At 73.8% G+C, this 11,144-nt stretch carries 9 protein-coding genes; 6 read left to right on the forward strand and 3 right to left on the reverse strand.

Annotated features, from left to right (window positions below):
- Positions 1 to 208: 208 nt before the first annotated feature.
- The 3 genes from AB0N31_RS23660 to AB0N31_RS23670 form a co-directional block, all read right to left on the reverse strand.
- Positions 209 to 397: a hypothetical protein gene (locus AB0N31_RS23660; protein ID WP_366060382.1), complete on the reverse strand. Its 189-nt coding sequence runs from the start codon at positions 395 to 397 to the stop codon at positions 209 to 211.
- Positions 398 to 612: 215 nt separating this feature from the next.
- Complete coding sequence (locus AB0N31_RS23665; RefSeq protein ID WP_366060383.1) at positions 613 to 3,582, reverse strand: BTAD domain-containing putative transcriptional regulator; 2,970 nt, start codon at positions 3,580 to 3,582, stop codon at positions 613 to 615.
- Between the two features lie 212 nt (positions 3,583 to 3,794).
- A complete protein-coding gene (locus tag AB0N31_RS23670; RefSeq protein WP_366060384.1) occupies positions 3,795 to 4,187 on the reverse strand; it encodes a nitroreductase/quinone reductase family protein in 393 nt (130 codons plus the stop codon).
- Between the two features lie 271 nt (positions 4,188 to 4,458).
- Here AB0N31_RS23670 and AB0N31_RS23675 point away from each other — a divergent pair, with 271 nt between their 5' ends.
- From AB0N31_RS23675 to AB0N31_RS23700, 6 genes are all read left to right on the forward strand, one after another.
- Complete coding sequence (locus AB0N31_RS23675) at positions 4,459 to 4,665, forward strand: hypothetical protein (protein ID WP_366060385.1); 207 nt, start codon at positions 4,459 to 4,461, stop codon at positions 4,663 to 4,665.
- A gap of 146 nt (positions 4,666 to 4,811) precedes the next feature.
- On the forward strand, positions 4,812 to 5,249 hold the full coding sequence (locus AB0N31_RS23680) for a cytidine deaminase (protein WP_366060386.1): 438 nt from the start codon (positions 4,812 to 4,814) through the stop codon (positions 5,247 to 5,249).
- Positions 5,250 to 5,486: 237 nt separating this feature from the next.
- Positions 5,487 to 6,353, forward strand: a complete 867-nt coding sequence (locus AB0N31_RS23685; RefSeq protein ID WP_366060387.1) for an LLM class F420-dependent oxidoreductase — start codon at positions 5,487 to 5,489, stop codon at positions 6,351 to 6,353.
- 109 nt (positions 6,354 to 6,462) lie between these two features.
- Positions 6,463 to 9,048, forward strand: coding sequence for a bifunctional FO biosynthesis protein CofGH (locus AB0N31_RS23690; RefSeq protein WP_366060388.1), 2,586 nt, complete (start codon positions 6,463 to 6,465; stop codon positions 9,046 to 9,048).
- Between the two features lie 130 nt (positions 9,049 to 9,178).
- A complete protein-coding gene (locus tag AB0N31_RS23695) occupies positions 9,179 to 9,754 on the forward strand; it encodes a hypothetical protein (protein ID WP_366060389.1) in 576 nt (191 codons plus the stop codon).
- Between the two features lie 181 nt (positions 9,755 to 9,935).
- Positions 9,936 to 11,054 (forward strand): ADP-ribosylglycohydrolase family protein, encoded by a 1,119-nt coding sequence (locus tag AB0N31_RS23700; RefSeq protein ID WP_366060390.1) that lies wholly within the window; start codon positions 9,936 to 9,938, stop codon positions 11,052 to 11,054.
- Positions 11,055 to 11,144 lie beyond the last annotated feature (90 nt).

Raw genomic sequence — 11,144 nt, forward strand, 5'->3', positions numbered from 1 at the left:
AGCGGAACATGACGCACCGCTTCGTGCCGCCCCTGCGGCGGCCGCCGGACACACCACAACCACCGGACACACGAAGGCCGTCGGACACGTCAAGGCCGTCGGAGACACCACACAACCGCCGGACGGACCGAGGCCGTCGGACACACCACGGCCGCGGCGGCTCCCCCTCCGCGCCGCCGCGGCCGATCGGTCCCCGTGGGATGAAGCCCTACTTGCCGCCGCCGTCCAGGTCCAGGGCGGGCGGAGCCGGCATGTTGTTGTCCATCGTCGTGATGGCCTCATTGGCCGGCTGGCTCGGCATGTTGTTGTCCAGCGTGGTGATGGTCTCGTCCGTCTTCGGCGGGCTGGGCATGTTGTTGTCCAGGGCGGTGACGTCCGCGTTCTTCTTGTCGCTCATGGTCCTGATTCCTCTGCTGCGGATGACGAATGAGGAACGCCCGTCCAGAAGCTCCCCCGAGGGCCGCCGGACGGGCGCTCGAAGCCGCACAGTAACCGCTCGGCTTCTGGTCAGACCGCCTGCCCCCCGACGCGACGGTGTGACACGTAAGAGAGTGGCGGACAGTGATAAACGAACGCTGAACGCACCCGGAGCCGATGGCCCGGTCCCGCCTTCTACGCCGCGGTGGCGGGTGAGAGCAGGGCGCGTACGTCTTCGGCCTCGTCCGCGCCGTTCTGCTCGTAGAGCTGGAGCGCCTCACGCCAACAGGCCTTCGACCGGTCCGCCTGGCCCAGCGAGGAGAGCGCGTGCCCAAGAAGTGTCAGGACACCACCTCGTGTCCGGTCTCCGCCGATGCACCCGATGGCGAGAGCCTGTTCGGCGTGCTGCGCCGCTTGGGCGGGGCGGTGCGCCGCGATGTGCGCCTCGGCGATCCTGAAGTGGGTGGTGCCTTCCCAGAGCCGCTGCCGGTGGTCCACGAAGATGGTCAGGGCCTCCGAGAACTGGCTGAGGGCTTCGGCGTGCCGGTCGGCCTTGGTCAGCGCCACACCCAGTGCGTAGTACCCGTTCGCCAGCCGCATCGTGCTGCCCACTTCGATGTGGACGGCGAGGCCGCGCTGAGCGAACTCCACGGCTCTCGTGATGTCGCCCATCCCCATGTACGCCCGCGAGAGGTTGCACAGGGCGGTCGCTTCGCACAGCCCGTTGCCGGCTGCCCGGAAACCCGCGATGGCCTGGTCGAAGAAGACCTTGCCGTCCTCGTACCGGCGTTGGTGCAGGGCGATGAGCCCTCGGTCCTGGGCAGCCCAGCTGGCGGCGGTGGAGTCCCCGGCGGCAGTCGCGCTCTCCATGGCCAGTCGCGCCTCTTCTGCGGCCTGTTGAATACGGCCGGATACCAGCCGGACGCTGGTGAGGGTATTGCGTGCTCTGCCTTCCGTCCGGACGTCCCCGGCTGCCTGCGCCGCTTCGCACATGGCCACGGCTGTCGTCTCGTACTGCCGGGAGTTGGCGCCCGATTCGACCAGGTCCCGGGCCGCCCAGAGCAGATCCACCGCCCGCCGCAGTCGTGCCGTCCCCGCCGCCTGCCGTACGCAGGCCAGCAAGGGGCCCGCCTCGGAGTAGAGCCAGTCGAGGGCCGCCGAGCCCTCGGTGAAGGTCAGCCCCGTGTACTCCGTCGGCTCCAGGTCGTCCACCAGCCGGTCTCCCGGCCGTTCGATCGCGTACACCCCCGCCGCCGTGGCCAGGTAGAAGTCCAGCAACCGCGACAGCGCCGCCCCCCGCTCGCTCGGCGGCCACTCGTCCCGCTCCGCGCAGGCACGCGCGTAGAGCCGGACCAGGTCGTGGAAGCGGTAGCGGCCCGGCGCGGCCGACTCCAGGAGGGAGGTGTCGACCAGCGACTCCAGCAGGTCCTCGGTCTCCTCCGGCGGCAGGTCGAGCACGGCCGCCGCCGCCGCGAGGGACATGTCGGGGCCGTCGGCCAGGCCGAGCAGGCGGAACGCGCGGGCCTGGGCCGGTTCCAGCTGGCCGTAGCCGAGTTCGAAGGTGGCCTTGACGGCGAGGTCACCGGCCTGGAGTTCGTCGAGGCGGCGGCGTTCGTCGGCGAGCTTGGCGGCGAGGACGGACACCGTCCAGGTGCGCCGGGCGGCCAGCCGGGACGCGGCGATGCGGATCGCGAGGGGCAGGAAGCCGCAGGCGGCGACCACGTCCAGCGCGGCCTTGCGCTCCGACGCCACCCGTTCCTCGCCGACGATCTTCGTGAAGAGCGCGAGGGCCTCCTCGGGCGACATCACGTCCAGGTCGACCAGATGCGCCCCGGCCAGGTCCACCATCCGCACCCGTGAGGTGACGAGGGCCGCGCAGCCCTCCGTGCCCGGCAGCAGCGGACGGACCTGCGCGGCGTCCCTGGCGTTGTCCAGCAGGACCAGTACGCGCCGGCCGTCCAGCACCGAGCGGTACAGCGCCGCCCGCTCCTCCAGGGAGTCCGGGACGGCCGAGTCGGGGGTGCCGAGGGCGCGGAGGAAGGCGCCCAGGACCGTGACGGGTTCGGCGGCCCGCGCGCCGGCGCCCTGGAGGTCGACGTAGAGCTGTCCGTCGGGGAAGGCGGGGCGGGCCCCGTGGGCCACGTGCACGGCGAGGGTCGTCTTGCCGACGCCGCCGATGCCCGCCAGCGCCGACACGGCCATCACCCGGCCACCGCCGCCGCCCTCGCCGGACGCCCCGGCGAGCACCTCGCTCAACTCGGTCACGAAGGCGGAACGGCCCGTGAAGTCGGGGACCGTGGCCGGGAGTTGCGCGGGCCGCACCGGGGCGGAGGACGGCTCGGCCTGCGGTGCCGAGGGCTCCGCCAGGTCCGGGTCGGCCTGGAGGATGCGGCGCTGGAGCTCGCGCAGGCCCGGCCTCGGGTCGACGCCGAGTTCCTCCGCCAGCAGGCGCCGGGTGTCGGCGTACACGGCGAGGGCCTCCGCCTGCCGTCCGCCGCGGTACAGCGCCAGCATCAGCAGCTCCCGCAGCCGCTCGCGCAGCGGGTACGCCGCGGTCAGCGCGGTCAGTTCGGAGACGGCCTCCGCGTGGCAGCCCTGCTCCAGGTCCAGGTCGAGGCGGGATTCGAGGAGGCCGAGCCGCCACTCCTCCAGCCGGACGCGCTGCGCCTCCGCGTACGGGCCGGGCACGCCGGCCAGCGTCTCCCCGTCCCACAGGCCGAGCGCGCGGTTCAGCAGGTCCCGCGCCCGGCCGAGGGCGCCGGCCGCCCGCGCCTTCTCCGCCTCGACGGCCCACTCCTGAGCCACCGCCAGGTCCAGGGCGCCCTCGCCGAGCCCGCGCACCGCGTATCCGCCCGACTCGCTGACCAGGACGCCCGGGTCGAGGACCTTCCGCAGCCGGGAGGCGTACGTCCGCACCGCCGCCAGCGCCTGCGACGGCGGCTCCTCGCCCCACAGCGCGTCGATCAGCTCGGCGGCGGTGGCCGTACGGCCCTCGCGCAGCAGGAGGGCGGCGAGCAGGGCGCGTTGCTGGGGTGAGCCGGTGGCCAGCGGCTCCTCGCCGCGCCGGGCGCGCACCGGGCCGAGCACGTCGAAGCGCAACGTCGCCGGCTCCCGGTGGGAGTCGTGACGCTTCTGCTCCGGCACGCGCGGTACACGGTCGTCCATCGGGCTCCCCCTAGGCATGATGACCAACTATGTCAGTTTGCCCTGTACTTGCCCGGACCGTCAGCCGTGGGAGACGCCGATCACAGGGCGGCACCCGGGAGTCCACACAGTCACCACACGCTCTGCGCACACTTTCGCCCGCCGCCGCCCACCGAGGGCCCCCGGCAACGGAGCTGACGTAAAGTCAGGCCGACTTCACCGGGCCCCTCCCGTCAGCCGTCCAGATCCACCCGCACGGTCAGCAGGTCCGTCCCGAGGGCCCGCACCGCCACGCTGTTGAACCGGGGCAGGCCGCGCAGACGTGCCGCCGGGTCGTCGTCGGGCAGCAGCCCCGCCGTGCCCGTGTGCCACCGCCCGCCGATCCGCACCCGCACCCGCGGGTCGGCCTTGATGTTGCGCACGTACTGGGACCGCTCCCCGAACTCCGACACCAGCCAGAAGACGTCCCCGACCCGTCGGCCGCCCACCGGCGTCCGCCGGGGCAGCCCGGAGACCCGGCCGGTGGTCTCGACGACGGTCTGGAAGGGCAGGCACCGCAGAAGCGGGTTGAGACGGCGCTGGAAGGCGGTGGTGGCACGGAACCGTCGGTCGTCGAGGCGGGACATCGTCGGTGCGACTCCTTCGTACGGCAGGCCGGTCGAACTGTCGCGTCCATGGTCCCGGACACCTGCGCGACGAAGGCCGCGGGTGACCGCGGATGCCGGCCGGCTCCGACGGGTCAGCCCCGGCTCCGCCGGCCGATCAAGTCGAGGAGGGCTGCGAAGGCGGTGGGGGTGGTGGTGAGGACGGCTCGGGCGGGGTCGGCGGATTCGGTGAGGTGGATGGCGGTGGGGGAGGAGGAAAGCGTTCGGTGACCTGACGGAGGGGGAGCGGGAGGTGGTTCGGGAAGCACTCGCGGCCATCGGCCGGGATCCCGCGGTGGGCAGGGAGGTCCCCGGCTGGCGCCCACCGTCCGTCGAGTACACGTACACAACGCCCCTGGCCCGCGACTCGGCCGAGGCGATCACGGTCGTCTACACGCACACTCACGGCATGGGTGTCACCGTCGTCTACTACTTCCGTGATCCGCAGGTCGTGGACTGAGTTACGCCGCCGGTCACCCGTCACCGGCGTACGTCGCAGCCTCGGAGTGTGGGCGGCCCGCCCCACATGGTGGAGGGGCGGGCCGCACGGGGCCGGCCCGCCGAAATTCGCTTGTGCGGCCCCGGCGCACGGGCCACCGTCGCCTGATGACCCCGCAGACCTCCCCCGTCGACCACGAACTCGTCCAGGCCGCCGCGCACGTCGCCCGCACCCGCTGCCGGGGCGACCACCACACCATGGCGGCAGCGGGCCGCGCCCGGGACGGCCGGATCGTCACCGCGGTGAACGCCTACCACTTCACCGGCGGCCCCTGCGCCGAGCTGGTCCTCATCGGTGCGGCGGCCGCCCAGGGCGTCTACGAACTGGACACGATCGTCGCCGTGGGCGACCGCGACCGCGGAGTCGTTCCCCCGTGCGGCCGGTGCCGCCAGGTCCTCCTCGACTACTTCCCCGGCATCGGGGTCATCGTCGGCGAAGGCGACCGCGTCCGCACGGTCCCCGTCGCCGACCTGCTCCCCGAGACCTACGTCTGGGCCGACCACCAGCTCGATTCCGTCCACCCCCCGTCATCGGGCGCGAGCTGACACCGTCGGCCGCCGTCCCCGGCCCGCCGGGGGTGGCAGGCCGGCCCCGCGCCGTGATGCCGACCGGTCGGTATGGACACCGGGCCGGTCTCCCGGTACAGATGACTGCGACGGCACCCGCGTCGAGGGAGCCGCACGAACCGCACAGCCGCACGAACCACACAGCCGCACGAACCGCACCGCCCAGGAAGCCGCACCACCGCACACCCAGAGCCGCCCGCGTCGAAAGGCCGCCCCATGCGCATCGCCGTGACCATCTTCCTCACCGACGGGACGATCACTCCCACCCGCCTCGCCCGTGAGCTGGAGCAGCGGGGCTTCGCCGGGCTGTACCTTCCCGAGCACACGCACATCCCCGTCGAGCGCACCACCCCGTACCCCGCGGGCGGCGACCTGCCTCCCGAGTACGGCCGTACGCTCGACCCCTTCGTCGCCCTCGGTCAGGCGGCGGCCGTGACGGAGCGCCTGGGGCTCGGCACCGGGATCACCCTCGTCGCCCAGCACGACCCGATCGACCTCGCCAAGCAGATCGCGACGGTGGATCACCTCTCCGGCGGCCGCCTCACCCTCGGGCTCGGCTTCGGCTGGAACGTGGAGGAGGCCGCCGACCACGGCGTCGAGTGGCGTACCCGCCGTGAGCTGGTCCGCGACCGGATGGCGTTGATGCGGGCGCTGTGGAGCGAGGAACCCACCGCGTACGACGGCGAGTTCGGCGGCGTGCGGGCCAGCCACGCCTACCCCAAGCCCGTGCAGAAGCCGCGCGGCCCGGTCATCGGACCCCGCACCCTCGTCGGCGGCGCCGCCGGTCCGAAGCTGTTCGCGCACATCTGCGAGTACGCCGACGGCTGGCTGCCGATCGGCGGGCGCGGCCTGTCCGAGTCGCTGCCCGTGCTGCGCGCGGCCTGGGCGGACGCGGGCCGGGACCCGGCGGGCCTCCAGGTCGTGCCGTACGCCGTCCACCCGTCGCCCGGCAAGCTCGCGCACTACGCCGAGCTGGGCATCGAGGAGGTCGTGGTGCAGCTCCCGCCGGCGGGGGAGGCGGACGTCCTCGCGGCCCTCGACGCGTGCGCTGCCTACCTGCCCGCGGCGGCCGACCTCGCGTGAAGCCGACCGCCACGGGCGCCGACCGCCGGTGTCACCGCGTCACGCATGCAACCGAGGGACGATCCCGGCGCCCCGCCGGTCCTGATCAGCCCGAACGTATGCTCAAGGGATGACGACTTCCGCGACCTCCGGAACCGGCCCCACCGAGAACTCGCTGCGTCGCGCCCTCAAACGTGCCCGGGACGGCGTCGCCCTCGACGTCTCCGAGGCGGCGGTCCTGCTCCAGGCCCGGGGCGAGCACCTCGTCGACCTGGCCGCGTCCGCCGCCCGGGTGCGGGACGCGGGCCTGGAGGCGGCCGGGCGGCCCGGCGTCATCACGTACTCGAAGAGCGTCTTCGTCCCGCTGACCCGGCTGTGCCGCGACAAGTGCCACTACTGCACGTTCGTCACCGTGCCCGGCAAGCTGCGGCGCGCCGGGCACGGGATGTTCCTGTCCCCGGACGAGGTGCTCGACATCGCCCGCAAGGGCGCGGCCCTCGGCTGCAAGGAAGCGCTGATCACCCTCGGCGACAAGCCCGAGGACCGCTGGCCGGAGGCGCGCGAGTGGCTCGACGCGCACGGCTACGACGACACCATCGCCTACGTCCGCGCCGTCTCCATCCGCATCCTGGAGGAGACCGGCCTGCTGCCGCACCTCAACCCGGGCGTCATGACCTGGACGGACTTCCAGCGGCTCAAGCCGGTCGCCCCGTCGATGGGCATGATGCTGGAGACCACCGCGACCCGGCTGTGGTCCGAGCCCGGCGGCCCGCACTTCGGCTCCCCCGACAAGGAACCCGCCGTACGGCTGCGGGTGCTGGAGGACGCCGGCCGCTCCTCGGTCCCGTTCACCTCGGGGATCCTGATCGGCATCGGGGAGACGTACGAGGAGCGCGCACAGTCGCTGTTCGCGCTCCGCAAGGTCTCCCGCGCCTACCACGGCATCCAGGAACTGATCATCCAGAACTTCCGCGCCAAGCCGGACACGGCGATGCGCGGCATGCCCGACGCCGAACTCGACGAGCTGGTGGCGACGGTGGCCGTCGCCCGCCACCTCATGGGCCCGAGCGCCTGCCTCCAGGCCCCGCCCAACCTGGTGGACAGCGAGTACGAGCGCCTGATCGGCGCGGGCATCGACGACTGGGGCGGGGTGTCCCCGCTCACCATCGACCACGTCAACCCCGAACGCCCCTGGCCGCAGATCGACGAACTCGCGGCACGGTCGGCGGCGGCCGGCTTCGAGATGCGCGAACGGCTGTGCGTGTACCCGGAGTTCGTGCGGCGCGGCGAGCCGTGGCTGGACCCGCGCCTGCTGCCGCACGTGCGCGCGCTCGCCGACCCGGAGACGGGCCTGGCCGTGCCGGACGCCGTCGTCGAGGGCCGGCCGTGGCAGGAACCGGAGGACACCTTCGAGGCCACCGGCCGCACCGACCTGCACCGCACCATCGACACCGACGGCCGCACCTCCGACCGCCGCGACGACTTCGACGAGGTGTACGGCGACTGGGGCGCCCTGCGGGAGGCCGCCGCGCCCGGCATGGCACCGGAGCGCATCGACACCGACGTACGGCAGGCGCTGGCGACGGCGGCCGACGATCCGACGAGGCTGACGGACGACGAGGCGCTGGCCCTGCTGCACGCCGACGGGCCCGCGCTCGATGCCCTCTGCCGCATCGCCGACGACGTCCGGCGGGCGGCGGTCGGCGACGACGTCACCTACATCGTCACGCGGAACATCAACTTCACCAACGTCTGCTACACCGGCTGCCGCTTCTGCGCCTTCGCGCAGCGCCGCACCGACGCCGACGCCTACACGCTCTCCCTGGACCAGGTGGCCGACCGGGCCCAACAGGCCTGGGACGTCGGCGCGGTGGAGGTCTGCATGCAGGGCGGCATCCACCCGGACCTGCCCGGCACGGCGTACTTCGACATCGCGAGGGCGGTGAAGGAACGGGTGCCGGGGATGCACGTGCACGCCTTCTCGCCGATGGAGGTCGTCAACGGCGCCACCCGCACCGGTCTGTCGATCCGCGAGTGGCTCACCGCCGCGAAGGAGGCCGGGCTCGGCTCGATCCCCGGCACGGCGGCGGAGATCCTCGACGACGAGGTCCGCTGGGTCCTCACCAAGGGCAAACTGCCGACGGCGACCTGGATCGAGGTCGTCACGACGGCCCACGAACTGGGCATCCGCTCCTCGTCGACGATGATGTACGGCCATGTCGACCAGCCCCGGCACTGGCTCGGCCACCTGCGCACCCTGGCCGGGATCCAGCAACGCACCGGCGGCTTCACGGAGTTCGTGACGCTCCCCTTCATCCACACCAACGCGCCGGTGTACCTGGCGGGCATCGCGCGGCCCGGCCCGACCATGCGGGACAACCGCGCGGTCACGGCGATGGCCCGCCTGCTGCTGCACCCGCACATCCCCCACATCCAGACCAGCTGGGTGAAACTGGGCGCCGAGGGCGCGGCGGAGATGCTCCGCTCCGGGGCGAACGACCTCGGCGGCACCCTGATGGAGGAGACCATCTCCCGCATGGCGGGCTCCTCCTACGGCTCCTACAAGTCGGTCCGGGACCTGATCGCGGTCGCCGAGGCGGCCGGCCGCCCGGCGAGGCCCCGCACGACCCTGTACGGCGAGGTCCCCGAGGAGCGGCAGCGGGCCGCCGCGGCGTCCGACGGCCACCTGCCGGAGCTGCTGCCGGTGCTGGACTGAGGGCCGGGGGAGCGGGGAGCCGGGAGGCCGGGGGACCGGGGCGTCCGCCGGGCTGAGGGCCGGGGGACCGGGGGCGTCGCAGTACGATGATCGGGCTCCCGGTGTCGGGGGCCCGAGATTGAGGAGATGCGTGCCCGTGCCTGCCCGACGGCTTCCTTCGTGGGCCTGGGTCACCGGTCTGACGGCCGGCGCGATTGTCGTGGTCGGCGCCCTGACGGTGCAGGCCGACAAGGGCCCGCACCCGACGGCGACGGCGGCGAAGCCGTCCGCTCCCGCCTCCGCGGACGCCAAGCCCTCGGCCTCCCCCTCCCCGGCCCCCACGGCCGAGCCCGTCCCCGACGGCTCGGGCGCGGGCCGCCGCATCGTCTACTCCCTCGGCCAGGACCGGGTCTGGCTGGTCGACGCCGACGACGAGGCCCGCCGCACCTTCACGGTCTGGCCGGGCACCGTGGACCCGGCGTCCGGCAGCTACACGGTGTCCCTCCGCAAGGACGCCACCACCGGCTCCGACGGCGTGCAGATCGAGCACATCATCTACTTCTCCGCCAAGTCGGGCGTCAACATCGCCTTCTCCAACGCGGTCGACGGCTCCTCCCCGCCCCCCGCCTCGGGGGCGCAGACCGGTGGCATCCGCATGCCGAAGGCGGACGGCGCGGCCCTGTGGGCGTTCGGCGCGACGGGGACGAACGTCCGGGTCGTCGAGTAACCGCGGGAGCGGGTCCCGGCGCCGGCCGGCGGGTACCGCGGGGGCGGAGACCGTGACCGCCGCAGGGGAGCTCCGCCCGGAAGGTGCGTCTGGCATGTTCACGACCTTCCCCCGGATCCTCCACCTCCGTTCGATTACAGTGACGGACGTCGTACGTACGGACGGTGTCCGGGAGGTCTAGGTGGGTGCGACAGGCGGTGCCGTCTGGGGGCGTACCGAGCAGCAGGACTTCCGCAGCCGGGTGCGCGGCACCCTGCTCGGCGCCGCCGTGGGGGACGCCCTCGGGGCGGCCGTCGACCGGCTCGGGCTGGAGGAGATACGGCGGGCGCACGGGCCCGAGGGGCTCGTCGACCTGGCGCCCGCCCACGGGCGGCGCGGCGCCGTCACCCATCTCACCCAGCTGACCCTGTTCAGCGTGGACGGGCTGATCCGGGCCCAGGTCCGCCGCGACACCGGCGCCTGGCATCCGCCGACCGATCTGCACCGGGCGTACCGGAGGTGGGCCGCCACCCAGCGCGACTGGGGGCCCGACCTGCGCCGCAAGGACGACGGCTGGCTGGCCCACGAGGAGTGGCTGTACGTCCGCCGCGACCCCGCCCGGTCCCTGCTGCTCGGCTTCGGCGACGACACCATGGGCACCCTCGACGCACCCAAGGGCCCCGGCGAGGACGGCCCCGAGGCCGCCGCCCGCTCGGCGCCCTTCGGGCTGCTCGTCGGCTGGGAGCCGCAACTGGTGGCGCAACTGGCCGTGGAGTGCGCGGCGCAGACCCACGGCCACCCGTGCGGACACCTCGCGGCGGGCGCGTATGCGGTCACCGTGCACGCGCTGGCCCGCGGCGACAGCCTCGACGGCGCGGTGCGGCGGGCGCTCGGCCTGCTGTCCGCCCGGCCGGGGCACGAGCCGGTGTCGGAGGCGTTGTGGCACGCGCTGGACGCCGTACGGCAGGGGGCGCCCGGCCCGGAGCGGGTGGCGGAGCTGGCCGGGGCGGGGACGGCCCAGGCCGTGCTCGCGGCGGCCGTCTACTGCGCCCTGGTCGCCGAGGACGTACGGCACGGGCTGCGGCTCGCCGTCAACCACGGCGCCCCGTCGGCCGCGACCGGCGCGCTGGCCGGCGGGCTGCTCGGGGCGCTGCACGGCGAGACGGCCCTCCCGCCGGCCTGGCTGGCCGAACTGGAGGGCCGTCCCACGATCCTGGAACTGGCGGACGACTTCGCGATGGAGATGACCCAGGGCCCGGCCCTGCACACCCCGGCGAGCGCCTCCCCGGGCTGGCTCGCCCGGTACCCGCGGGGCGTCTAGGGCGTGTTTCGAAAGTAGCGTCGTCTGCCCGAAGGGCAGGCCCGGCGGCGTCTGGTGCGTGCGATCGCAAGGCGGAGGGTCGCCCCGATA

The sequence above is a fragment of the Streptomyces sp. NPDC051051 genome, assembly GCF_040682975.1.
Lineage (GTDB): Bacteria > Actinomycetota > Actinomycetes > Streptomycetales > Streptomycetaceae > Streptomyces.

What these genes read in the sequence shown, in the direction of transcription:
- AB0N31_RS23690 (WP_366060388.1), top strand. Translation starts at nt 6,463, where the DNA reads ATGACGACTTCCGCGACCTCCGGAACCGGCCCCACCGAGAACTCGCTG.
- AB0N31_RS23665 (WP_366060383.1), bottom strand. Translation starts at nt 3,582, where the DNA reads ATGGACGACCGTGTACCGCGCGTGCCGGAGCAGAAGCGTCACGACTCC.
- AB0N31_RS23685 (WP_366060387.1), top strand. Translation starts at nt 5,487, where the DNA reads ATGCGCATCGCCGTGACCATCTTCCTCACCGACGGGACGATCACTCCC.
- AB0N31_RS23680 (WP_366060386.1), top strand. Translation starts at nt 4,812, where the DNA reads ATGACCCCGCAGACCTCCCCCGTCGACCACGAACTCGTCCAGGCCGCC.
- AB0N31_RS23660 (WP_366060382.1), bottom strand. Translation starts at nt 397, where the DNA reads ATGAGCGACAAGAAGAACGCGGACGTCACCGCCCTGGACAACAACATG.
- AB0N31_RS23670 (WP_366060384.1), bottom strand. Translation starts at nt 4,187, where the DNA reads ATGTCCCGCCTCGACGACCGACGGTTCCGTGCCACCACCGCCTTCCAG.